The sequence below is a fragment of the Bombilactobacillus sp. ESL1202 genome (genome assembly GCF_058107125.1).
The window spans coordinates 803,538-828,491 of sequence record NZ_CM176590.1 but is presented as its reverse complement, the minus strand read 5'-3'; the positions used below and the strand labels follow the sequence as shown (position 1 = coordinate 828,491).

The 24,954-nt window shown below is 36.3% G+C and carries 24 protein-coding genes; 12 read left to right on the top strand and 12 right to left on the bottom strand.

From position 1 onward, the window contains the following. Positions 1-327 precede the first annotated feature (327 nt). On the bottom strand, positions 328-699 hold the full coding sequence (locus AC3B7A_RS03690) for a MerR family transcriptional regulator (RefSeq protein WP_489756381.1): 372 nt from the start codon (positions 697-699) through the stop codon (positions 328-330). Between the two features lie 155 nt (positions 700-854). On the opposite strand from AC3B7A_RS03690, the gene AC3B7A_RS03685 reads away from it, so the two are divergent. After that, positions 855-1,235 (top strand): carboxymuconolactone decarboxylase family protein, encoded by a 381-nt coding sequence (locus AC3B7A_RS03685; RefSeq protein ID WP_489756380.1) that lies wholly within the window; start codon positions 855-857, stop codon positions 1,233-1,235. A gap of 83 nt (positions 1,236-1,318) precedes the next feature. Further along, positions 1,319-2,479: an MFS transporter gene (locus AC3B7A_RS03680; RefSeq protein WP_489756379.1), complete on the top strand. Its 1,161-nt coding sequence runs from the start codon at positions 1,319-1,321 to the stop codon at positions 2,477-2,479. Between the two features lie 146 nt (positions 2,480-2,625). Here the strand turns inward: AC3B7A_RS03680 and AC3B7A_RS03675 are convergent, their stop codons facing one another. Beyond that, entirely contained in the window at positions 2,626-3,252 is a 627-nt protein-coding gene (locus AC3B7A_RS03675; protein ID WP_489756378.1) for a nitroreductase family protein, read from the bottom strand. 396 nt (positions 3,253-3,648) lie between these two features. Here AC3B7A_RS03675 and AC3B7A_RS03670 point away from each other — a divergent pair, with 396 nt between their 5' ends. The 5 genes from AC3B7A_RS03670 (at position 3,649) to AC3B7A_RS03650 (ending at position 9,476) form a co-directional block, all read left to right on the top strand. Then, complete coding sequence (locus AC3B7A_RS03670; protein WP_489756377.1) at positions 3,649-4,539, top strand: DNA/RNA non-specific endonuclease; 891 nt, start codon at positions 3,649-3,651, stop codon at positions 4,537-4,539. 479 nt (positions 4,540-5,018) lie between these two features. Beyond that, positions 5,019-5,774 carry a MurR/RpiR family transcriptional regulator gene (locus AC3B7A_RS03665; RefSeq protein WP_489756376.1) on the top strand — a complete coding sequence of 252 codons (756 nt, stop codon included), beginning with the start codon at positions 5,019-5,021 and terminating at the stop codon, positions 5,772-5,774. Between the two features lie 444 nt (positions 5,775-6,218). Beyond that, a complete protein-coding gene (malX, locus tag AC3B7A_RS03660; protein ID WP_489756375.1) occupies positions 6,219-7,823 on the top strand; it encodes a maltose/glucose-specific PTS transporter subunit IIBC in 1,605 nt (534 codons plus the stop codon). Continuing rightward, positions 7,813-9,000 (top strand): MalY/PatB family protein, encoded by a 1,188-nt coding sequence (locus AC3B7A_RS03655; protein WP_489756374.1) that lies wholly within the window; start codon positions 7,813-7,815, stop codon positions 8,998-9,000. Before malX ends, AC3B7A_RS03655 begins: the two co-directional genes overlap by 11 nt. Next, positions 9,000-9,476 carry a PTS sugar transporter subunit IIA gene (locus AC3B7A_RS03650; protein ID WP_489756373.1) on the top strand — a complete coding sequence of 159 codons (477 nt, stop codon included), beginning with the start codon at positions 9,000-9,002 and terminating at the stop codon, positions 9,474-9,476. Before AC3B7A_RS03655 ends, AC3B7A_RS03650 begins: the two co-directional genes overlap by 1 nt. A gap of 78 nt (positions 9,477-9,554) precedes the next feature. Here the strand turns inward: AC3B7A_RS03650 and AC3B7A_RS03645 are convergent, their stop codons facing one another. The 6 genes from AC3B7A_RS03645 to AC3B7A_RS03620 form a co-directional block, all read right to left on the bottom strand. Next, positions 9,555-9,881, bottom strand: coding sequence for a hypothetical protein (locus AC3B7A_RS03645; RefSeq protein ID WP_489756372.1), 327 nt, complete (start codon positions 9,879-9,881; stop codon positions 9,555-9,557). A gap of 63 nt (positions 9,882-9,944) precedes the next feature. Then, entirely contained in the window at positions 9,945-11,120 is a 1,176-nt protein-coding gene (locus tag AC3B7A_RS03640) for an MFS transporter (RefSeq protein ID WP_489756371.1), read from the bottom strand. A 308-nt stretch (positions 11,121-11,428) separates the two neighbouring features. Beyond that, entirely contained in the window at positions 11,429-12,313 is an 885-nt protein-coding gene (locus tag AC3B7A_RS03635; RefSeq protein ID WP_489756370.1) for a PfkB family carbohydrate kinase, read from the bottom strand. Further along, positions 12,303-13,667: a purine-cytosine permease family protein gene (locus tag AC3B7A_RS03630; protein ID WP_489756369.1), complete on the bottom strand. Its 1,365-nt coding sequence runs from the start codon at positions 13,665-13,667 to the stop codon at positions 12,303-12,305. Before AC3B7A_RS03630 ends, AC3B7A_RS03635 begins: the two co-directional genes overlap by 11 nt. Before the next feature lie 5 nt (positions 13,668-13,672). Then, entirely contained in the window at positions 13,673-14,680 is a 1,008-nt protein-coding gene (locus tag AC3B7A_RS03625) for an ADP-ribosylglycohydrolase family protein (RefSeq protein ID WP_489756368.1), read from the bottom strand. 168 nt (positions 14,681-14,848) lie between these two features. Next, positions 14,849-15,382 carry a biotin transporter BioY gene (locus tag AC3B7A_RS03620; protein ID WP_489756367.1) on the bottom strand — a complete coding sequence of 178 codons (534 nt, stop codon included), beginning with the start codon at positions 15,380-15,382 and terminating at the stop codon, positions 14,849-14,851. Between the two features lie 266 nt (positions 15,383-15,648). Between AC3B7A_RS03620 and AC3B7A_RS03615 the strand changes: the two genes are divergently transcribed. Further along, a complete protein-coding gene (locus AC3B7A_RS03615; protein WP_489756366.1) occupies positions 15,649-16,836 on the top strand; it encodes a MalY/PatB family protein in 1,188 nt (395 codons plus the stop codon). A 13-nt stretch (positions 16,837-16,849) separates the two neighbouring features. On the opposite strand, the gene AC3B7A_RS03610 is transcribed toward AC3B7A_RS03615, so the two are convergent. Then, a complete protein-coding gene (locus tag AC3B7A_RS03610) occupies positions 16,850-17,278 on the bottom strand; it encodes a Fur family transcriptional regulator (protein WP_489756365.1) in 429 nt (142 codons plus the stop codon). A gap of 179 nt (positions 17,279-17,457) precedes the next feature. Between AC3B7A_RS03610 and AC3B7A_RS03605 the strand changes: the two genes are divergently transcribed. Genes AC3B7A_RS03605 through AC3B7A_RS03595 form a run of 3 tightly spaced genes read left to right on the top strand, consistent with a single transcriptional unit; the run spans position 17,458 to position 19,779 of the window. Then, positions 17,458-18,348 carry a metal ABC transporter solute-binding protein, Zn/Mn family gene (locus AC3B7A_RS03605; RefSeq protein ID WP_489756364.1) on the top strand — a complete coding sequence of 297 codons (891 nt, stop codon included), beginning with the start codon at positions 17,458-17,460 and terminating at the stop codon, positions 18,346-18,348. Beyond that, positions 18,341-18,979: a metal ABC transporter ATP-binding protein gene (locus AC3B7A_RS03600; RefSeq protein WP_489756363.1), complete on the top strand. Its 639-nt coding sequence runs from the start codon at positions 18,341-18,343 to the stop codon at positions 18,977-18,979. The genes AC3B7A_RS03605 and AC3B7A_RS03600 overlap by 8 nt, the downstream gene beginning before the upstream one ends. Positions 18,980-18,990: 11 nt before the next feature. Continuing rightward, entirely contained in the window at positions 18,991-19,779 is a 789-nt protein-coding gene (locus AC3B7A_RS03595) for a metal ABC transporter permease (protein ID WP_489756362.1), read from the top strand. A 130-nt stretch (positions 19,780-19,909) separates the two neighbouring features. On the opposite strand, the gene AC3B7A_RS03590 is transcribed toward AC3B7A_RS03595, so the two are convergent. Continuing rightward, positions 19,910-21,199 carry an APC family permease gene (locus AC3B7A_RS03590; RefSeq protein ID WP_489756361.1) on the bottom strand — a complete coding sequence of 430 codons (1,290 nt, stop codon included), beginning with the start codon at positions 21,197-21,199 and terminating at the stop codon, positions 19,910-19,912. A 401-nt stretch (positions 21,200-21,600) separates the two neighbouring features. Here AC3B7A_RS03590 and AC3B7A_RS03585 point away from each other — a divergent pair, with 401 nt between their 5' ends. Next, complete coding sequence (locus tag AC3B7A_RS03585; RefSeq protein ID WP_489756360.1) at positions 21,601-23,076, top strand: phage tail tip lysozyme; 1,476 nt, start codon at positions 21,601-21,603, stop codon at positions 23,074-23,076. A 100-nt stretch (positions 23,077-23,176) separates the two neighbouring features. Here the strand turns inward: AC3B7A_RS03585 and AC3B7A_RS03580 are convergent, their stop codons facing one another. Then, positions 23,177-24,340, bottom strand: coding sequence for an RNA-guided endonuclease TnpB family protein (locus tag AC3B7A_RS03580; RefSeq protein WP_489756359.1), 1,164 nt, complete (start codon positions 24,338-24,340; stop codon positions 23,177-23,179). Between the two features lie 5 nt (positions 24,341-24,345). Continuing rightward, a complete protein-coding gene (gene tnpA, locus AC3B7A_RS03575) occupies positions 24,346-24,765 on the bottom strand; it encodes an IS200/IS605 family transposase (protein ID WP_489756358.1) in 420 nt (139 codons plus the stop codon). Positions 24,766-24,954 lie beyond the last annotated feature (189 nt).

The following is a 24,954-nucleotide window of genomic DNA, read 5'->3' as shown; positions in this document are numbered from 1 at the left end:
TGATGAATTTCATTGACACTTTTTTTTGTAGACTAATTTATTTTGGAATACAAAAGAGAACATTGCTTCCTTGTGTTACAACTTAGTTGTCTAAGAGCATAGTTTTTTCTTTGATTACTTGTTCACGCAAAATACAATATTTTATTAAAATTGTCTCTGAAAACAGAAACTTTTTCTGGAATGATTGAACTTCTGTATTTATAGTTAAACAAAATCAATAAGCACCATTAGCTAGTTCAAATTTATCCGACTATTAAGTTATAACGACTTTTAAAATAAAAAAATAATTTTACTGATTGTTTGTTGTTAGAGTAGTGGAAAATTTTTTTATAACATATTAGTCATCTGTAAGTATGTCTTTATCTTATTTTCTATAAATTTAATGTTATCTTCTAATTGTGTCTCTTGCACATGCAAAGCATCTAATTGATCAAACAATAATTGTAATCTTTTCGGAATAGTAGTATCACCTGCATAGCGTAGTCTAGCATATTCACGCATGTGTTTAATATCCATACCAGTTTTTTTTAATCTAATTATAAAGTTGATCCATTCTAAATCTTTTTCTGTATAGCACCTTTGATTGACAGAATTACGTTTAGGGAATATTAACTTTTCTTTTTCATAGTATCTCAATGTATCAATGCTTAAGCCTGTAATCTTTGAAAATTGACCAATTGAATAAATTGAATTACACATTTTTTAATCTCCTTGTAAAAGTAGAAATAACATGTTAAAAAAAATTTTAACATACTCTATTGACCTTGAGTAGACTCCAGCAATTAGAATAAACACGTTGTATGAATTTATACGAAATCACATCTGGTTTACGTATACAAGAAAAGGAGTATCTTATGGAAAATACCAAACGGTTTGAAAAGGGTTCAAAGAATTTAGAGGCTATTGATGGCCTTGGTGGACAAGCAGTTATTGACTCATTGGCTGGTTTTGGCGAAGATGTTGGCAAGTATATTATCGAGTTTGCGTTTGGTGACATTTATGATCGAAAAGGGTTAACTTTAAAACAACGAGAAATGATTACTATTACCAGTTTACTTTCTCAAGGAGATACTGAACCACAGCTTACCGTACACATTAATGGCGCATTAAACGTTGGTTTGACAACTGAGGAAATTGTGGAAACATTTATTCAATGTATTCCGTATGTAGGTTTTCCTAAAGTGTTGAATGCTTTATCTGTAGTGAAAAAAGTATTTAGTGAACGAGAAAATTAATTACAACTAAGACTAAATAAATATAAATAGCACCACACGTTATATTAATAATGTTGGATTAAAAAGTTAGGAGTTATTAATTAGTGAATAAGTCTGCTAAAAGGGCAATTTATATTTTAGTTTTTGGTAATTTTTTGATTTATTTGGGAATTAGTTTAGTTATTCCAGTGCAACCCTATATTAAAAAAGCATATGATTTAACAACTACTGATGTGGGAATTATGACTTCCTTGTACGCACTTGCTCAGTTTGTAGCGTCACCAATTATTGGTCGGATTTCTGATCGTATTGGCCGTAAGCAAGTGCTCTTAGCTGGTTTGTTAATGTATATGATTTCGGAATTCATTTTTGCATTTTCAAATTATTTTTGGCTATTTAATATTTCTCGAGTTATTGGCGGTTTATCAGCTGCGATGTTTGTGCCAACTTCGATGGCTATGGCGGCTGATTTAACTAATGATCAACAGCGGGCTAAAGTGATTGGCTGGATTTCCGCTGCTTTTAGTGGTGGTTTAATTTTAGGCCCCGGAATGGGCGGAATCTTAGCTCATATTACGTATAAAGTTCCTTTTTGGGCGGCTGGTTTCTTGGGGTTAATTAGTACTATTTTTACGTTGTTTTTCTTACCTAATGTTCAGTTAACTAATCATTCTACCCAAACGGAAAAAATTAACTTGCGGAAGTTTATTACACCGTTGTTAATAGTTTTATTTGTTATGATTTTTGTTTCTTCATTTGGCTTACAAGGCTTTGAAAGCATCTATAGTATTTATGTTAATCAAGTTTTTCATTTTGGTATGGGTACCATTGCTTTAGTTTTAACGCTCAATGGCATTATTTCACTTTTTTTCCAAGTGGTTTTATTTGATTGGTTAACACGGGTGATTGGTGAAATTCGTTTGATTGCGATTTGTTTTTTTGGTGGAGCCGCAGCCACTTTTTGGATTACGCAAACCAAGAATTATTGGATAGTTATTCTTGCCACTTTGATAGTCTTTACTGCGTTTGATTTGTTACGACCATCAATTACGACGCTTTTAACGAAGATGAGCCATGCTAATCAAGGTTTGATTAATGGTCTCAATATGTCGTTAACTAGTGTTGGCAATGTTTGTGGACCAATTATTTCGGGTGTTTTGATGGATTTAAATCCGAACATCCCTTATTTATTAGTGGTTGCTATTTTATTTTTTTCTTTTTTGATCACGATTTTAGTTCAGAGATTTGCCTTTCAAAAGACTTAATAATTGAATTTTATTAACTAGAAAAATAAGGTTGGGACAAAAGTTCTAAAACAGCTAATGAACAACTGTTGACTTTTTGTCTCAACCTCATTTTATATACATATACGTATTATGATTTGATTTACCTGCACAAGTAGCTGTGAAACTTATTCAATAATCTGGGCAAAATCGGAGACCGGATAGCGTTTTTTATCATTACCATTTTCGACAGCGACACCGACGGATAAAAACATAATCGGAATTAAATGGGAATCAATGTTTAAGTAATCCATGACTTTTGCAAAATCGACCCCACGCATGGCCACCGACTCGTAACCAAAACAACGAACAACGTGCATTAAGTTCATGGCAAATAAACCGGCATCAAGATTGACACCTTGAGCAGTTTTGTCTTCAGGATGAGTCTGATAAAATTTTTCCAATCCTTGTTGATATGCAGCAGTAGCCGCTGGATTAGCGGTATCTAAAATTTTATTTTGAACGGCAAAATTGGTTAGTTTGCTGATTTGATAAGCGGCTAAATCTCCTAAAATAAAAAATAGAGCTGAAGCGGTTTCAATTTGTTCTTGATCAGAAGATAGTTGACGTAGTTTTTTTAATTTAGTCTTATCTTTAATGACTATTACTTTCCAAGGTTGCGCGTTATTACTGGAGGGAGCAGTGGCAGCCAGTTCTAACATCTTGTTAATTGTTGCATTAGAGATAGTTTTGGTTGGGTCGTACTTTCTAATAGATTTTCTTGCTAATAAAAAATCAATCATTGATTGATTCATGATAATCGCCTTCCTTTGTAATTCATTATAGATTTTTAGCAAAAAAATGAAAAGGCTTAATATTTTTTTAAAATTTTCAAAGTTATTTTTGCCGATTTAAAAAATACTGTTCAAAAAAGGTTGAACCATTAGTGAAAGTGCCTAAAACCTTTTAAATTCTTGTTTATTTAAAAAAAATTATAAAAAATTATCAGATAAAAACCACTCGTTTGGGGATGAGTTTTTCTTAAAACTAAATAAATTATCTCAATCTATTTATTTAACCGTTAAAAATGTTACACATTTTTATGTTAAAAGTGATTAATGTCGCTTTTTTAATGGTATTACGGAAACTTGCGCGATTTTATTTTTCGGTGTATATATATTATTTGTGCCAATTAGGGGGGAGATTCAAAAATGTTTAAATTAAATAAAGTTCTACAACCAGTCAAATTAATCATGCTAGTTGTTTTGGTGGTGTCTGCTTTAATTGGTACGCTTCAAACAGGTAATGTTCAAGCAGCAGCTCATCAAACAACTAGTCAATTATTGCAAATGCAATATAGTGCTGCAAAGTATCCACAAAACTATGCAGTAATCAATAATAACCAGCCCCTATTTAATGCAAAGGTTCAAAGTGCGATTAAAGCTCAAACAACTAATTTGTATGAATACGAGGCAAGTTCTGAGGATCAACAAGTGATTGATTATCAGGGCTTTGATCATTTTGGGAGAACGCAAGCAGTTAGTAGTTTTGTTCGTCAAAAAGATGTGGTCAAACATTCTGCAGCAGTGATGAAGCGTCCGGCTTTTCCTTCAAGTACCAAAGTTTCCGGACAATATATAGATGGTCATTTTAATTCGACAACTCAAAAATGGAGTGGTCGCCGCAGTAATAATAAAATTGTACAATTAACCGATTATCGCGGTTATGTTTACAATAAAAGCCATTTACTGGCTTGGTCATTAGGCGGATCAATGGCTAGTGATAACATTATTTGGGGAACACGCGCACAAAATGTGGGGACAAATAGTCAGAAGACGCCTGGGGGAATGGCTTATTCTGAAACAAATGCGCGTGCTTATCTTAAGTCACATCCGGATGATGTTTTATATTATCAGGCGACACCATTATATTCGGGAACAGAATTAGTACCAAGGGGGATTCATGTGCAAGTCCAGTCACTTGCTAATGTTCAAGGCTTAAAGTTGAATGCCTGGGTCTTTAATACGCAAGCTGGATTACAGTTAAATTATCAAACGGGGGAATTTCAACCAAAAGAAAGTGTTAAAAATAATGCTGCTTAATGTTGTTGAAATTTGATAATTAAACTCTTAGTAAATAAAATCCGAGTCCATAAAATTACTAAGTAATTAGCTAAAAGTGGTTTATTATTCAGTAACTTTGAATTCAGATTCATATGCTAGATTGTAACAAAATTAAACATTTTTGATTCGGTAAGGCTGGGACAAAAGTCGTCGAGCAGTTGTGCACTGACAAGATTAAATTTTGAAGTCTAACTTGGACTTTGAAGATTTAATTCCGTTAGGCCAAGTGATTGACTTTTGGAATGCAATAATGAATTAATGTTCATATTCTTTTACATTATATGAATGTTGATCTTATTGTCCCAGTCTTTTTTTGTTAGATAAATTAATTTGTCAATTAGTCGGGTTAATTAGTTGTGGGTGATTTTCTTTTGAGAAAAACTTTTTAATATTTATTTAGTCAATTATTTCATATAATATAGATAAAGATTTGAATTAAGTTTTGCAGGGGGAAAATCATGGCGTTATTTTTTAAAAATATTGAACGACAACGCGAAAGTTTAAGCACAGCAGAACAACAAGTTTTTGATTATTTGAAACAAGCGGCACAGATCTTCTTGAAACAAGATATTGTTCAGATTGCTAGAAGTACATATGTATCAACAGCAACTGTCAGTCGAACAATTAAAAAATTAGGTTATCAGAATTTAACAGAATTCAAATTTTATTTACGAAAAGCTTTGGAAGGGGAACAAGCCGAGCAAATTACAAAACAAAATTTTTTACAGCATGCTCATTCGATTTCCTTAATGGAACGTGAAGATTTAGATTTGAAACAATTACAACAAGTCACCCAGTTAATTAATCAAGCCCATCATATTGAATTTTTAGGTTTGGGGCCTTCATATACCGTGGCCGTGGATGGTGCTCGGCGCTTGATGTTTGCGGGCAAGAATTCTTCTAGTCGTTCCGAATGGGATGAAATTGATCGGGTGGTCTCAACCATTGATCCCGATGATTTAGTTTTTTTAATTTCTTGTTCTGGTGAAACGGCTATTATCGGCCGTTGTGCGACGATTTTACAGCAGCGTCAGGTTAATACGGTGGGTATTATTGGTAATACTAATAGTTCGCTAGCTAATAGAGTTACGCAGGCTTTTGAGCTTCCCATCCCGAATATCTATTACCAGGATTTGGATTTATCCACACGGATTCCCTTATTACGGTTAGTCGAGTTAATTATTGATGAATATATTTATCAATATAAGTTGTGACGTGAACTACGTCGGCACTAAAGTACCGGGTTTCTTGTTGGATTAAGTTTAATGGTCGCCGACTTAATCTTGCACCACCCTTGATTTAATAAATTAATTATAAGTCATAGATATTTACGAAACAGCTAAAATTTAAACATGGAGCAATTCATCACGTCCTTAAAAAACGTGTTTTCTTGCCCGTTTTCAAAAAGTTTTGAGGCTCCTAGATTAATTGATTCTTGCTTTGCGGACTGAGGCTTTGTTTGAGCAGTCAACGGTTACTTCTGGAAATGGGGATTATTCAAGCTAGTATTGTAAATTTGGGTAAACTTTGAAGAAAAATTTAACATGTAAACATTTACAAAAAATGTAAATCCCAACATCTTGGCGCAAGAGACTAGGCTTGTGCTTATTTTTGTTTTATCCTGTAATCGTCTTCAGAAAAAGAAAAGGAGTAACACCATGTCAAGTCAAACGCATCAGAAAGAAAAAGTTACTGCTTGGGAATTTTTCCAAGGTTTAGGTAAAACTTTCATGCTGCCAGTCTCTTTATTGGCATTCATGGGTTTATTACTAGGAATAGGAAGTGCGTTTTCTAGTCCCAGCATGTTGAAGTTATTACCATTTTTGAAAATTACACCAATTCATTTGATTTTCCAATTTATGTCGACCATTGGGGGCTTTGCTTTTACTTATTTGCCAATTATGTTTGCGATGGCGATCCCTTTGGGCTTAGCACGTGAAGAAAAAGGAATTGCCGCCTTTTCAGGTTTTGTCGGTTATTTTGTGATGAATATGGCAATTAACTTTTATTTGCAGGTAACGCATCAACTAGTAGCAACTAGCAAGATGCAAGCTGCAGGTCAATCTAATACCTTCGGCATTCAAACTATTGAAATGGGAGTCTTAGGTGGGATTATTGTTGGTCTGATAGTATATGTAATTCATATTCATTTTTATCAAACTCAATTACCGGATTCGTTTGCTTTCTTTAGTGGAACGCGTTTTGTGCCAATCATGACAGCGTTAGTGATGGCCTTAGTGGGCTTAGTTATTCCGATGATCTGGCCGATTTTTTCAACTGCAATTAATAGTCTCGGTTGGGTAATTCAAAAAGCTGGCGTCTTTGGTCCGTTTATCTATGGAACTTGTTTACGTCTGTTAATTCCTTTAGGATTACATCACATTTTATTAGCAATGATTCGCTTTACAGAAGCTGGTGGCACAGCGATTGTTGCTGGTCATCATGTGGTGGGAGCTTTGAATATTTTTTATCAAGAGTTGCAACATGGTTTACCAATTAGTCATCATGCGACTGCTTTTCTATCACAAGGCTATATGCCAACCATGATGTTTGGTTTACCGGCAGTGGCTCTGGCAATTTATAAAACATCCTTTCCTGAAAATCGTAAAAAAATTAAAGGCTTATTGATTTCGGGAGTAATTGCTTCATTTGTGACCGGGATTACTGAGCCAATTGAATTTCTCTTTTTATTCATTTCACCAGCATTGTATTTATTCCATAGTATCATGTCAGGTCTAGGCTATATGGTAATGGCCTTATTAAATGTCGGTATTGGTAATACTGATGGTGGCATATTGGATTGGTTGATCTTTGGGGTCTTGCAAGGGCCGAATACGCGCTATTGGATTGTACCGATTGTTGGGGTAGTTTGGTTTGCGGTTTATTACTTTGTTTTTTCGTGGGCCATTCAAAGATATAATTTAAAGACGCCTGGTCGTGATAAACATGCTAGTGCAACAGACGATAATAATAGTGATGAGCAATTTAATGTGCCTGAAATTTTAGCTGGTGTTGGTGGGGCAACGAACATTGTTAATGTTGATAATTGTGTAACGCGTTTGCGGTTAATTGTCCAAGACACTGCTTTAGTTAACGAAGATCAGTTAAAAGCAGCAGGTGCTTTAGGCGTGATGGTTTTAGATAAACAAAATGTTCAAGTAGTTATTGGCACGCAAATCGCTACGGTTCGTAAAAAATTTGATCAGCTATTGAGTCCTAATACTACAATTGAAGGAGAAACTACACAAACAGATGGAATATAATTTTGATGAAATTATTGATCGTCATGATGAAAAATGTCGCAAGTGGGATCGTTCAATCATTGAACAAGAATTTGGAACAATTCCGAAAGATTTTATTCCCATGTGGATTGCAGATATGGATTTTCGTTCGCCCCAAGGAATTTTAGATGCATTTATGAAAGCTAGTCAACGGGGAACTTTTGGTTATACGTACACTTATCCAGAATTCTATCAAACAGTGGTTCAATGGCAAAAACAACAACATCAAGTGCGAGTGGATCCTGATTGGATTACGCTAGGTTATGGCAGTGTGGCCACAATGTACAATTTGGTGCAGCAATTTTGTGACGCTCAACATGGAGTCATGACGCTAACACCAACTTATGGTCCGTTTGGGCGTTGCGCTCGCGAAAATGGTGTACCCGTTGGTACGTGTCCCTTAATTTTAAAAAATAATCGTTATGAAATTAATTGGGCTGATTTACAGCAACGTTTACAAATAGAACAACCACGTCTCTTATTCTTTTGTAATCCCCATAATCCATCTGGTCGTATTTGGACGGCACAAGAAATTCAGCGTATTGCCAAATTATGTTTAGATAATAAAGTAATTATGGTCAGTGATGAAGTTCATAGTGAACATATTTTAAATAATGGACAGCATACTTCAGCTTTAAGTTTGTCCAATCAGTATTTACAAAATTTAATTTTCTTGACTTCACCTAATAAAGTTTTTAATCTTGGGGGCTTAAAAACTTCATATTCAATTATTCCTAATCCTGAATTACGGCAAAGATTACGTGATAATTATCAAAAAAATTCGATCACATCACCGAATATTTTTGGCATTACGGCGATTGTTGCTGGTTATCAAACGGGGAATGATTGGCGCCGAGCAATGGTTGACTATGTTTCGAAAAATTATGAATTAGCTGTGCAAATGTTAACTGATTCAAGATTGCAATTAGTGCCCATGGAATCTTCTTATTTATTGTGGGTCAAGGTGAGTGACCTAGGGGTTAGTGGCAAGCAATTTACGCAAGAATTAGCTACACAACAAGGAGTTATATTGGAACCTGGTACCGATTTTGTCGGCGATGGTGAAGATTTTGCGCGGATTAATTTAGCGATGCCCCGCATACAAATTAAGGCGGCTTTAACCAGAATTAATCAATTTATTGAAATGAGGTTTAAGTAATGTTTGGGTTTAAAAAGAAGAAGCAACGTCAAGCACAAATTGTCGCACCAGTAACCGGTCAACTGATTGCGTTAGCTAAATTAGATGATGGTGTTTTCTCTAGTGGAATGATGGGTCAAGGCTACGCCGTAGTGCCACAAAATGGTGCTGTGGTCTCGCCAATTAACGGAACAATTTTTTCGATTTTTCCGACTAAGCATGCAATTTCTTTGAAAGATGAAAATGATCATGAAGTTTTGTTGCATTTAGGCATTGATACTGTTGAATTAAATGGAGAGCCATTTACGATTAAGGTTCAAGCTGGCCAAAAAGTTACAGCAGGAACGCCATTAGTACAAATGGACTTAGAGTTAGTTAAAAAGTATGGTAAAAATCCGAGTGTAATTGTGGTTTTTACTAACTTAAAAGAAGAACAACTCCAAATTAATTCGCAACAAGAGGTACAGGCGGGGGCTCAAGTGGCCCAATTAATTTAGGCTATTAAAAAAACTTCGTAACACTTAGGTTGAAGCTAAGTCTTACGAAGTTTTTTATTGTCAAAATTAGGCTGTTAATTAACGTTCAGGTTCTTTAATCTTGGCTTTTTCTTCACGATACCAATTTTCCCAAATTTGGGGTGTATCCATTTGTTCCATGTCTAAATCAGCGTTACTTAACAAATCTTCTAACAATAAATTAATAATAGCAGAATGTTTTTGTAATAAAACAGGAACAATATCTTTCATTCTAAAGCTCCGGTCATGAGCAATAAAGGCATTTAATTCGGTAACATGATGATCAACATCAAATTGAGAAATAACCTCTAAATCATCATCTTGAAAATGATGTACGTAAAATGTTAAAAATGCAGCAACTGATTTTTCACTATACTCCTGTGCCATATTCGTCATCCTCCTCTATGAAACACTACTCTAATCATTACACGAAAATTCGTAATTGTAAAATTATTTTCTGTGCTTTTGTTGAATTATTGTTCCAATAAAAATGATACCGCACATCATGACTGCAATGATGATTTGTAATTGATAAGTTCCCGTCAATAAGTGGGAATTGATTTTAGGTACTAAATTGTTGAAAAATAAAGCAGAACCGGAAAAGCCTAAACTGGTAATGGCAGCGAAAAAGCCCATTACTAGTGGATAATGTTTGGCTGTTGCCAGCCCTGATAAAAGATAGGGAACGGTCATTAAAGTAGTCGCGCTGGCACTACCAATAATAAAGGTTGCTAAAGCGATACTCCAAGTAGTGTGCAGATTTAACAAGAAAAACCCGCCGATAGCGACTAAAAGAAAGTTAACGGCTAGTAAGTATTGTCGGAATAATTTACGAACCCAGCGAATAATAAGTCCCATGACAATCGCTGCTAATCCATCAAGCATCATAATGCGGCCAGTTAAAGCGGGTGAACCTAGATGATACTGTTGAACATAAACAGCATTTTTATTATATAAAACTGCTTCTAAGGCGACCATCACGCTGGCGATGATTAAAAAATAAATGATCGAGCCAATCTTGGTTTTTTGTACCTGTTCATTAGCGTCAGAATCAGCCTGTTGATCGGGACGGCGATTAGGGACAGTAAAACTAATAATAATTAAAGCTATTGCTGCTAGAAAGAATAGATAATAGGTGTGTAGCCAATTACGAGCTGCTAATAAACCACTGCAAAAGACCATAATCATGGAAGAACCATTTTCTAAAGCAACCACACTACCGAGCATTGTTGCTAATTGCTCTCCACGAAAAGTAAAGGCCTGTAAACTAGGTAAAATGGTGGTAATTCCCCCAGTACCTAATCCTGCTAAAAAGCCCCACAGTAATAGTTGATTGACTGAGCGATGGAAAACCAAAGGCAATAAACCACCCAAGGTTAAAATGCTGACGCTAATCAGTGCAATTTGCTTAAAAGTCCAGCGATCCAATAACTTGCCAAAAATTAGTGCAGAAATAACAGCGGCAGCATCGCCAATCGTGGCAATTGATTCGACCGCAGTACTGTTAGCGTGAGGGAAAGCCTGACCAATAGCAGCAATGGCCGGCGAAGTTGATGATGATAAACGTGCAATAATAGCTAAGATAATGATCCCGACTAAAAGTCGCTTGGTTTTTTTATCTAACATAAAATTAATCCTCAATAATAATGTAGTTTTTCTTATTGATTTTATAATAGATCAACTGTTTTGACTAGTTGCTTGCTATTTGTTGGAAATGGCATTGAACTCTGCTAACCTTCTTAGATAAATTACTAATTTAAATTGGGATCCAAATTAATCTTCAATTTCTAATCGCTTTTGTTCGCAGCTTGAAAATTACGCTCACAAAAGCAACAACTTGCGTCTAACTACGAATAATCATTCAAGTTACAAAACCAACTTAAATAATTATTCTAGGTTATACTCAGTTGCTAACCGCTTTTGTTCGCAGCTTGTTAATAAAAATTGCTATTAAACTTTTGTACAATAGCCGCAGCCATTTTGTTGGCTTGCTTCATTGCTTTAAACCACGAATTTCCTTGACTTAAAGCCGCTAATAAGCCGCCACAATGAGCATCACCGGCGCCGTTAGTATTAGTAATTTTTGATAATTTGGCACCTGGAAAAGTAATAGTTTGTTGGTCTTGATAAAGACAGCTGCCCTTAGCACCTTGAGTAACAATGACCGGTTGATGAGTTAATTGACTAACAAACTTTAACTGATCTGCTAATTTAGCTTGGTTGGGCGCTAATATTGCTAGCTCTGCTTGATTAGCATGAACAATGACTGGTAATTGCCAGAGTTCTTGCAAAATTTGCTTTTTGATAGCACCAATACGTGGTGAAGTATCAAATAAAATGGTTGCTTGGGGAGCATTGTGCTTGATTTGTTGGATAATTAATTCAGCGCAATCAGAATCTTCTAATTCATAGCCACTCAAATAAATATATTGATAATCAGTCCATTGACAATTAGTAAACCAAGCCGGTTGCCAAGCTTGTTCGAGACCGGCAAAAGTTAAAAAGCTCCGCTCGCCTTGATCATCAATTAAACATAAGTCCCAACCATTGTCCTGCTCGGCAGAAGCTTCTAAGGATTTAAGCTGCCATTTTTGAAATTGTTGACGGATAATTTGCGCAAAGTGACCCTGACCAACGGGAACTAATAAATCGGCAGGCACTTGTTGCTGTTGTAAAGCACTATAAACGTTGAGCGCACAACCACCGACTGTAATTGTTGGTTGACTAGCAGCGACGTCTTCACCAGCGGTAGGTAATTGTTGTACTTGAGTTACAACATCAACTAATGCAGCGCCAATAACTAAAATTTTAGCGGTCATGATGTGCCCCTTGTTGAATAATTTGCCGACCAGCAATTAAGATTAAAGCTACTAAACCAGCGACAAAAACACCTAAACTATTATCTTTAAAAATTCCGTAAGCAAACGGACCTTGCCAGACGGCGTTGTTGGTAAAAAGTAAACCACTAATAGTGGCGACAACCCAAGTGATAATATTGAACCATTGATACTTTGGGGCAGTAGTCAGCTGAATTAATTTTAAATCGTAACCTGTTCGACGATAAAATAAATAATCACATAAAAAGACAGCTAACCAAGTTACTAAACAAATTCCTAAAAAGTTGAGAAATAGTTCAAAGTTACTTAAGAATGATTTAGATAAGAATAGTACATAAACGGCAATACCAAAAACGAGCAAACTATGAACAATTAAAGAACTCTTTTGTGATAAATTAAGTCCAAAGGTTTGTAAATTAATTCTAGCGGAACGAAAAGATACCATACACTGAGGAACTAACCCACCAGCTGCAACCAAAAAATACAAAACGCCCATCCAAGTTGGCAACACACTATACATCACTTGATAAGGATCACTACTGTTAGCTAAAGTGGGAGCACTAGTACTTAAGAAAATGCCACCAATCATCAAAACAAAAAGGGGAACGGCACCACCAAAAGTGGTGGCCCAAAAAGTTTTTCCGGTCGAAGTTTCTTGTGAAACATAAGCACCCCAATCAGCGGCTGCCATGGACCAAGAAATTCCAGATCCAGCCGCAATAATGCTAACGGCTGGTAACCAGCCAGTAATAAAAGAGCCATGCTTCATAGACCAAGCAGTGGTCCAATTAGTTTTGGCAAGAAAGAAAAATAGAATAACAAAGGTTAAAATGCCAAAAATCCAGCTTAGCCAAGTTTGAATTTTGGCGAGCCAGGCTTCTTTGAGAAAACCCGATAGAACAATCAAACTTGTAAAAATTAATAAACAAAGTAATGTAGTCAGGAAATTTTTAGGTAAATGTAATGTTTGAAGCATGGAAACAAAAAGTAAAGTCCCGGTAATGATATTAACAGCTAACCACCCGACCATGTTAATCCAAGCGATTAGATTTGGAATTTTGTTGCCTGCAATCCCAAAGGGGGCACGGCTTAACTTAAAGGTGGTAATCCCATTTTTTTGACCAATCACCGCAATCATTCCGGGAAAAATAAAAGATAGGGCACCAATTAAAGCAGCTAAAAGAGCTTGAATCATTGATAAGTGGTAACTAACGATAATTGCACCATAAACAAAGCCCATAATACCAATATTAGCGGCAAACCAATTATAAAATAAGGAACTTGGTTTTAAAGTTCTTTGATGCTCGGTAATAACAATTGTCTCTGGACTATTCATTGAATTTACTCCTTTGAAGTTACAAACTCGAACATTTTTTGAGCTAGTTCTGTGATGTTATGCTGTGGGTTTTGCTGATTAATTAAAGAAATCCAGCCTGGAGGTAATTGCTGAAAACCTTGTGCAGCACCACAAATAGCAGTTGCCATGGCGCCGATGGTGTCGGTATCACCACCAAGATTGGCACAAAATAACGCACAGCTTTTAACATCTTGACAATAGTAAGCAATTGCCAACGCAGCAGGAACACTTTCAGAAATCATGGTACCCGTACCGATAATTTGATAAATGGCTTGTTGAAATTTTGGAGGCTGCTGGTCAAATTGTTGAGCATAAGTCAAAGCGAGATTGACCCGTTGTGGAACATTAGCTGCCCAAGTAGGTGCGCCTTTTTGAAATCCTAAATCACTAGCTTTTAAAGCAAAATTAATAATTTGTTCCCAAGAATAATTGGCAGCCGCTGCACAAACAGCACCCGCTATTAAACACGCGCCACTGTAGGCGACATCACTGGAATGAGTGACCTGGGTAATTTGAATGACCATTTGGACTAATTCATTAATTTGCTGAGGTTTAAATAAAGCTCCAATCGGTGCAATGCGCATGGCAGCCCCGTTAGTTAGTGCTTGAGCAGTAACTTTAGCCGTAGGTTGCTGATTTTTAGCTAAAGTTAAAGCGGCTTTACTACTGGGTCCTAAAATGTTATTTTCCCAGGCATTGACAGCTTGAGCCCAAGCTAATAAATGTTCTACTAAGTTATTCGTTTGGGGGTGCCAATTAGTTTGAATCAAAGAATCTAAAATTACAAACGCTTGATTGGTATCATCAGTATATTGACCACGCTGAAAATATTGGGCGATTTCATTATCTGGTGGTCCGTCAACAAAGTCTGTGATTTTATTAGGAAAATGTTGTTGAATCTGTTGTTGGGTCCATAATTCAGTGGGCATGCCCATGGCATCACCAATGGCTTGACCATATAAAGTACCCAGAATTTTATCTTGAGAAGACAATTCATTTGCTCCTTTTGCTATTAAAAATAACTGAAAACGTTAATCATTTTTAATGATAGATTAAACTTGGTTAAAATGAAATAGGTAATTTGTGGAAGTTGCCAATTTAAAAAATCTAAATTTGGTTCCTGTTGTTTTGGGCGATTTTAGTTAAATCAATTAATACTTTTAGCGAATGAGCTTTCTCAATTTACGTGCACAAACAACCGAAATTAAGGCTTTAATTGTATCTCCCGGTAAAAACGCTGTGCTCGAAATTAAGGCGGTTATAAACGGCATGTGGTTTTGAATAGCCAACCAACAAGCGCCAATCAAGTTGACAAACAAGACGCCAATGAGCCACACAATGATTAATTCCTGCCACCAATTTTGACGATAATTTTTACTTTGTAAGAGTAAACCAACTAATAATGGTACGAATAGCCAGGCAACTAAATACCCACCAGTTGGGCCGATGAAACTAACAATTCCGCCACGTCCACCGGATAAAAAAGGTAAGCCTAAAAAAGTTAACATTAAAAATAAGCCGACGGCGGTGGTACCGTATTTTGGTCCCAGTAATTCGCCAGCCAACATGACACCTAAATTTTGTAAAACAATGGTTACTGGAATAAATCCTAGGGGGATGCCTGGAAATAATCCTAAAATAATTAAGATGGCGGTCATTAAGGCAGTTAAAGTTAAGTTTTTTGTTCTATTCATCGGTTCGTCCTTTTAATTTTATTAAAAATTGATTCAACATTAATCATAGCATGGATGAAGCGGCTTTTGAAAGTCTGGTCAATGAAATTAGGTTGGACTGGCAGTCGAATTTTAAAAAATAGAGCTAATGTCTCAGTACTTCTAAAAGGAAAAATTAGTTTGAAAATAACTTGAGTTGATCCGCACTACGAATTGGTCTTGTTACAGCTTTAATTAAGATTTGTAGTAGAATTAAGCTATCTAAAATCAAATAGGGAGTTGAAGTAATGAATTTTGATGAAGTGAAGCAGCGGAAGAATACTTATAGCATTAAATGGGATGGTGCTCAAACTGTTTACCAAAATCCAGATGTGATTCCTATGTGGATTGCAGATATGGACTTTCAATCACCACAGGCAGTAATTGAAGCTATTCAACAACAAGCGGCGGTGGGAATTTATGGTTATACGGTGGAACCAGCCATGACAAAAACACCACAAATCATCGCTCAATGGTTGAAACAACAAAATAATTGGACAATTGATCCCCAAAATTTAGGGTACAGTGCGGGGGTGGTCAACGGATTAGCTCTAGCGATTCGGGGATTAAGTGAAGTCGGCGATGCCATTATTACCCAAACGCCCCTTTACGGTCATTTTAAGATTGCGATTGAAGCTAGTCAGCGACGCTTAATTACCAATCCGTTGTTAAAAACTGCGCAGGGTTATCAATTTGATTGGGAAGATTTTGAGGCTAAAATTAAAGCTAATAATGTAAAAATTGCTATTTTATGTAATCCACATAATCCAACTGGGCGAGTTTGGGATCCAGAAGAATTACGGCAGTTTGTCCAAATTTGTCAGAAGTACCACGTAATTATTTTGTCCGATGACATTCATAGCGATTTAATTTTACCAGGTAATCACTATTCACCACTGGTTACCATTTGCCCAGAATATCAGGATCAAATCATTACCTTTAAATCACCATCGAAAACTTTTAACTTAGCTGGTTTGCAGTTTGCTTATTATTACACAACTAACGCGACATATCGCCAAAAAATGCAAGCAGCAGCAGAGTATGCTTCTAATCCAGATTTGCCCACTGCGTTGGCCTTACCTGCATTAAAAGCAGCTTATGAACAAGGTCAAGACTGGCTAAGTGAGTTATTAAATTATTTAGCAGATAATTTAAAATTGTTGACTGAACAAGTTGAACAGCAAACTGCAGCTCAAGTGACTCGCAGTCAGGCCACTTACCTAGCGTGGATTGATGTGAGCTATTTGAATGTGACAGAAGACCAATTGCAAACAGCTTTAGATAAAGGGGGAATTGGCGTGCAGACTAATGAAGAATTTGGTTTGACTGCCGCTGATGGTTTGTTTATTCGGTTGAATTTTGCGACTGCCAGAACTACTCTGCAACAAGGTGTTACGCGCTTAATTAAAGTTTTACAAAGATTAGATGCTAAATAAAAAATAATGACTGTTAATTTTTGGCTAAGCAATTAGCACAAGTGCCCAGAACTTCGACGTGATAAGCGTCGATCTGGGCATTTTTTAAATTAGTTAGTGCAGTTGTGAAATTAGGCAGGGGAATTTCTAAAGCTTGACCACAAATCTGACAAATAAAGTGACTATGTTCTTTAGTAGTAAAATCACACTGAAATTTAACGCGTAAACCGTTACTAAACATTTTAGTTTCGACAATGCCAATCGTTTGCATTTCTTTGACGTTGCGATAAATTGTTTCATGACTCATTTTGGGAAAAATGGTTCGTAAATGCTGATCTAACTGGGTTAAAGCAACATAATAATTATTGTGTTGCACTAAATACTCTAATAATTGTTGCCGTTGCTTAGTAATTTTAAAATGATGGGCTTGTAAAATGTTTAAAGCTAATTGTAATTGTTCCATTGATTGCTGACTCCTAATTTACAAAAATAATAGTTTAAGCATTACTAGATGCTGATGTCCTGGTAATTAATTCAAAAATAGACGTTGAAAAGAAAATATGATACAATCATAAAAAGTAATTATTACTATTTAGATTATAAAATTACGAAATTGATTCGTCAATTAATGGAGGCGCATTGGTGAAACGTCATTGGTTATGGCTTAGTTTGATTTGGGGATTATTGGTGATTACTGGTTGTCAGAAAACCACCCAGCAGTCACATTCTACCGCAGAATTGCAAATTGTTACTTCGACACCGACTTACGCCCAAATGGCGCATCAGATCGCAGGTTCACATGCTAAAGTGCAGGCTTTGATTACTAATCCTAATGCTGACCCGCATGATTTTGAACCAACGACTAATGATGCTAAAACGGTTAGTCAAGCCAAAATTGCAATTTATAATGGTTTAGGTTATGACAGTTGGATGAATAAATTATTGGTTGATAATACCGCTGTGCAGAGAATTAATGTGGGCAAAATGATGCACAAAAAAATGGGTGACAATCCCCATATTTGGTATGATCCGGATGCGTTAGCTCAAGCGTCGGAAGTTTTGACTAAGAAACTCAATCGGGCGCTACCACAATATCGACATGATTTTGAACGTAATCAACAACGCTATTTAAAAACTTTAGCACCATTAAAAACTCAATTACACCAAATTAATCAACGACGGACGACCGATTTAGTAGCGGTTAGTGAACCCGTTTTTGATTATTCATTAAAAGAAATGGGTTATCAAATAGCAAACCAAAAGTTTGCCAAAGCGATTGAAGAAGGCGCCGATCCTAGTCCCCAAGCAATTCAACAACTACAAAACTTGATTAGGACACACAAAATTGCTTTCTTTGTGGTTAACCAACAAACAACCAATACGGTGATTGATAATTTAGTTCAATTGGCTCAAAAACACCAAGTACCAATTGTTAAGGTTACAGAAACTCAACCAGCAGGTTTAACCTATTCGCAATGGATGAGTCGGCAATATCAGCAAGTTCAAAAAATTGAGGCGCAAGCACATGACTAAAGTATTAATCCAAGCTGATCACTTAAGCGTTCAGTTTGACCAAAAATTAGTTTTCAAAAATCTTTCTTTTGCCATTAAGCAGGGAGATTTTTTTTGCATTACTGGTCCCAATGGTTCTGGTAAAACGACATTGTTACGCGTTATTTTAAAACAATTATTACCTACCAAGGGAACTTTGCAGGAGCAATTAACCTTGAATCAAATCGGTTATGTTCCGCAATTCCGTAATCTGGATGAGGATTATCCGTTATCGGCAAAAGCATTTGTAGAATTGAAATTAAGCCGTTCATTACGCCCCTGGCCTAATAAATCAGAACAAAAGCAAGTTCAATTGGCCTTAAAGCAAGTTCACTTGAATAACAAACAAACTTTACGGGTGGGGCAAATGTCGGGCGGTGAAAAGCAGCGGGTTTATTTGGCTCAGGCAATTGTGGATCAACCACAACTTTTAATTTTAGATGAACCGACAGCTAGCTTGGATGAGCAGGCTAAATTTAAAGTGATGAAGGTAGTTCAGGAGCTTAATCAACAGGGAACGACGGTGATTTTTATTACGCATGATCCAGAACTAATTGCTCAATATGGGCAAAAACAACGCTTAGATTTAACTAAGTATCAGAAAGATTATTAGGAAGTGACATCATGTTTCAATATGAATTTATGCAAAATGCTTTTATTGTTGCCACTATTATTTCCATCTTATGTGGAATGATTGGGGTTTTTGTGATTGCTAAAAAGCTATCTTTTTTAACACATACCATGTCTGAAATTGGTTTTTCAGGTGCTAGCTTTGGTCTCTGGTTAGGTTGGAGTCCGTTAAATGGAATGTTATGTTTTACTGTTTTAAGTGCTTTAATTGCTGGTTGCTTTAATAAAATGCGGGCCTTGAAAGGAACCGTGATTAGTCTAATTTCTGCTTTTTTTATGGGATTAGGAGTTTTATTTCTGTCAATTTCCAAGGCTAGTTCGGCTTACGCAACAAACATTTTATTTGGAAGCATTGTCGGCATTAGCAGGCAAGATGTTCAGCAAATTGGGGTCATTGCCATTATTGAACTAGTAGTCTTCTTTTTACTTTATCGGCGGTTGCGATTTATATTTTTTGATCCGATCGGTGCTCAAAATAGTGTACGGTTTGCTTGGTTGATTAATTTACTTTTTTTAGTGATGATGTCGTTGACAATTAGTATTGTGTCGCAAATTGTTGGTTCTTTACTAGTTTTTGCACTACTGACATTGCCCGCAGCAACAGCACAATTTTTTGGCAAATCGGTTCATAGTTTAATCATAATTAGCATTGTGTTGGCATTATTGGGGACTTGGACAGGATTAATCCTTGGCTATTGGACTAATTTACCGGTGACCTTTTTTATTACTACTATTGAAACTATGTTTTATTTATTAGCAGCCTTGTGTCAAAAGTTACATTGATTGCTGAAATTAATTTAGTTAGATATTGAAATAAGCACTGCAATTGGTTAGTTATTAAAACTAAGTAATCGCAGTGCTTATTTAATATAATTCTGTCGATAGTTAAATTTAGCTGGCCAGATAATTCCTGTTATAACCGGGATTGTTTTAGTTTACGATACAATTTCATGCCTAAATAAAGCGGAATGCCAAGCAATAAGGCACCTAAACCAGCCAAGAGTTGTTGGTGCTTGACTTGACTTAATAACCAACAGCTAACAATAATTGCGATGATAGGAATAATTGGTCCACCAAATAGTTTAAATTGCTTAGCTTTCAGCGGCTTGGTTTTGGCGAAAACTAAGACAGCTAAACAGGTAGGAATGTACTGGGCAAAACGAGAAACGGCACTAATTTGTGCTAAAAAGCTAAAAGAACCTTGCCAGGTAATTAGTAGAGTTAAAGTGGTACCGACGACAATTGCGATCCATGGAGCCTGGTGGCGATTACGTCGGTTGAGAATGGTCGGTAAGTTGTGGTCGATAGCGAGGGCAACAGCGGCGCGTGGTGTGACAAAACTAGAGGTGACTAGTAAACCGCCCATGGATAGTAAAGTTCCAGCGGCGATAACCGCTTGTCCTAAGCGACCAGCAACTTTAGTGGCGGCTGCTTGAATGGGCACTGAAGTGTGAACTAAATTACCGCCTAAGATTCCGGTTGAGATAATCTGGATTAATAAATAAATACTAGCAACACAGCAAATTACAGTTACAATCGCGCGGGGTAAATTGGTTTGGACATTTTTCATTTCACCAGCAGCTAAAACCATACTTTCAAAACCCGTGCAAGCGTAAAACATGGTGACTGCTGCGGGCGCAAAATTTTTAGCTAAAACGGGTGTCGGTGGTAGTAAAGGCTGGAAGTTATTACCATGAATGAAAAAGATGCCAATAGCGATAAATAATAACAGGGGGGTCAATTTAGCAATTGAAGTTAAATTAATCATGACTTTGGAAACTTTAACGCCCATGATATTTAAAAGGGCGAGTAAAATTAAAAAGGCCGAGACAATGACTGTCTTATAAGGACTAATGGTTGGAAAAAGGGTTACCAGTTCAGTTTGGAAGGCTGCCCCCATTGTTGCTTGGGCGATGATGCAAATGGCCCAGGTCATAAAGCCAACTTCAAAACCAATAAAATTACCAAAAGCACTTTTAGCATATAAATAAGCGCCACCGTCTTGTTTGAAATAAGATGCGGCTTGGGCAAAACACAGGGCAATACTAATGACTAATAAGGCATCGAAAATAATGATCAAAACACTGCCATTACCAACTAATTGCGCAACTTGGTTCGGCAATAAAAAAATGCCCGAGCCAATAATGCCATTGATTCCTAGCAAAATAATGCTACTAAAGCCTAATTGATTATTTTTTTCCATCTCAGTCCTCCTACTTGTATGAGTTCTATTGTAAAATTTAATGATTAAGATGTAAATTTTAATCTAATTATCATAAGTTGTGAACAAAGGTGGGTAACAACTAAGGATAACTTAAACCGCTGATGAAACTTGATGATCAGTGGTAGTTTTAAGCTCAGACTTTTGTTTTTTGGAGTTCACTTTAATAAAGCTGTAGCTAAAGACTGGCTAGAGGCTAGACTCCAACTAGGTTTTAGTTTGATTTTTGTGATTGTAATTATTATAAAATTAATTGTAGTAGTTAATAAATTATATTAGTAAAATTAACGGCAATTTATTAGGTTTTGTATTAAAATAAAACTATAGTTTTAACTTGTATAAGCTTTTGTACGAAGAACTTAGTCAAAGGACCTTAATTTATAATGAAGAAAAAAAATTCGTCTCGCTTTCTTAAACGTCATTTTCAAACTTCCATTTTGCCTAAATTAACTCCTGAACAAGCAGCAGCTGCTGGTGATCAGACTAATCAAGCAATCAAAGCACCAGTTAGTTCTGATTTGGTGACGGCACAAAGTATTTATCGTATGTCTAGTTTAGTTTACAGTACTAACTACCAACCTCAGCAAATAAAAACAGCGCAAGCTGTACGACAAGAATTATTAGCTAAACATTGGAGTGAACAAGCGATTGCTGGTGTCTTGGGAAATATGTCTGTTGTTAGTCAATTACAGACAACTTTGCAACAGCAAGGTTACGGCTTGTTGCAATGGACAAAGTTAAAAGATTTGGCTAATTGGTGTCAACAACAACATTTAGATTATCAGAGTATTGTTGGGCAATGTGCCTACTTAGATTATGAATTACAGACTAATCAACATTTTCAGGCTTCAGCAACTTATCAAATGGATGGTATTCAATACTTAAGTAGTACCGCAAAACCGCAGGTCTTAGCAGAAGTGTTTGCTAAAAATTATCGCGGAATTGCTCAGACTTTGCAGCTACAGCGAGGTACGCAAGCACAGTATTGGTATCATTATTTACCCAAGGCAACTACAAAAGCAAAAGTGACTTTGCGCAGTTATACTGTTAGTCAGCCAACAAAAATTCGTTTACAGCCTAGTGAACAAGGTTTGATTGTGGGAGAATATGCTGCTGGGGAAACGATTAATTATTTGACGACTCAAAAAGCTGCCGGCAAAACTTGGTTGATTTATTATAATCCTCGAGGGCAAAAGTGTTACGTGGCTGTGCCTAATGGCGCCGCAACTAATCAAGAAGCTGCACCTGTTAAGCCAATTCAACATGCCTATACTTTATTGAAAAAAACAATTGTCTATGAACAACCAGAGTTAACAGCCACTAAAATTGGAACCTTAGCTGCTGGTAAAGTTATTCATTATGAAAAGCAAATCACCAACAGTGCTGGAGATTGGTTAGCATATCGAACAGCTTCCAAAAAATTACGTTATTTATTGATTGCTTCGAAGCGAATGATCAATATGAGTGGCGAATATCACGTCTTAAAAGCGATGCCTGTATATGATCAACCTAATTTTAAGTCTTCAAAAATCGGCCAGTTACCAGCCCAAACTTTGATTAAGTATCAACGCCGTTTTTATCAAAATGATCATTGGTGGTTAGAATATCGTAGTGCTTCCGGTAATCTTTGTTATTTATTGTTGCCAGTGTCTGAACTAGTGCAAGAAACTTTACATGAATATGCTGTACAAACTTTATCTAGTATTCATTTAACGCCTAGTTTGCAGAGTAAAATTCTAGGGCACTATAATCCGGGTGAAGTAGTTCATTACTTCGAACAAATTCAAGCTGAAGGTTACACTTGGTTAGCGATTAAGGCGGCTGATGGTAGTATTAACTATGTACCCAAATTGACATAAGATTTTATATCATGTGAACTACGTCGGCACTAAAGTACCGAGCTTCTGGGAACAGACTTAACTTGCTAAGCTTTGTCTGACAACTTAGTAGCGGTTTATCCTAATTGACCATGGCTTGTTCCAAGCCTAATTGTTTTATATTTAACGCAGCATTGACATCACGGTCATGTTGCATTTTACATTGTGGACATTGCCACTGTCTGACATCTAACTCATGTTTTCCGTCATCATAGCCACAATGTGAACAGATTTGGCTCGTTTTTCTGGGATCGACAGTAATTAATTGTTTACCATGCCACGCACATTTATACTCTAATTGCCGTCGAATTTCCCGCCACGCTTGATTAGCGATGGCTTTAGCTAAATGGTGATTTTGCAACAGATTTTTGGTTTTCAAATCTTCAATCACAATCACATCATAGTCTTTAACTAATTTGGTCGTTAACTTGTTTAGATAATAATGGCGCTGATTAGCTATTTGCTCTGAAATCTTGGCAACTTGCTGCTTAGCTTTAACATAATTGTGACAATCATTTAGATCAATTTTGTTATCAGGATGCAATCGATTATGCATGAAAACATGCTTTTTAGCCAAAGTTCGCCGGCGAGCTAGTTTACGTTGCCATTGACGCTTTTTATGAGATAACTGATTATCAAACCGAACCGTTTTAAACTTTTGACCATCAGAACTAATCATTAAATCGGCAACTCCCAGATCCAAGCCCACAGTTTGACCCGTTTTCTTGAATGGTGTTTGGTTTTCGCACTCAATCAATAAAACACAATAAAACTTGCCTGCTGGACTCAGCTTAATTGTCGCCGACTTAATCTTGGCAGTGGTGGAACAACCGCGATATTTGACGATTCCTAATTTAGGCAATTTCAAATAATGTTGCTTCAGGACTCTAATGTTTTGCTTAACATTATTGCAGGTATAACTTTGCTTGGCATAATGCTTAGATTTGAACTTCGGGAAACGAGCTTGCTTGTGAAAGAAGCGTTCATAGGCAATTCCGAGGTTTTTATTAACATTCAACAAACTAGTAGCTTCAGCGCTTTTTAAGAATGTATATTCTCGTTTTAATTGTTTAACCAAATAATTCATGCCAAAAGTTCTTACGAATCGACCACCATTACTGTGGCGTTCTTGCTGCATCGCTAACATTTGATTCCAAACAAAGCGCACCGCACCAAAGTTTTCAATAATTTGTTGCCGCTGTTTTTGATTGGGATAAATTTTTAGTTTAACAGCTTGAAACGTCAAATTCTTCACTCCTTTTGGTCATCAATGTATTTAGCTACTGCGGCTTGATTAGTCGTCCCAATACTTTCAACATAATAACTTTGACTCCACAAATGTCGCCCTTGTTGCTGCCAATAGTTGGTTTGTAATTCTGGACACTGCTTAAATAACTTACGAGCACTAATTCCTTTTAGCCAACGAATCAAATTGGTAACGGACAGCTTTGGCGGTGATGAGACTAATAAATGGATATGATCTGATTTACCAACTTCCATATGTTCAATGGTGAAACCATATTCTTGAGCTATTTCCAGCAAAATTCGTTTGAGCTGATGTTCAACATTACCGCTGAGAACTTTATTATGATACTTAGTTCCCCAAATAATATGATAGTTAAGATTATAGACAGAAGTGCGACCATATGTTAAATTATTTTCTTTGTTCATACAATTAATTATAGTATATTTAATTAACCATACGTTGGTAATAAAACAAAATAAAAAGCAATTCATCACATCCTTAAAAGAACGTGTTTCCTTGCTCGTTTTAAAAAAATGATGAGACTAAGACAAAAAGAGGCTGAACCAAAAGTCGTTTAACAGTTGAGCACTAACAGCATTAAATTTCGTTAGGCT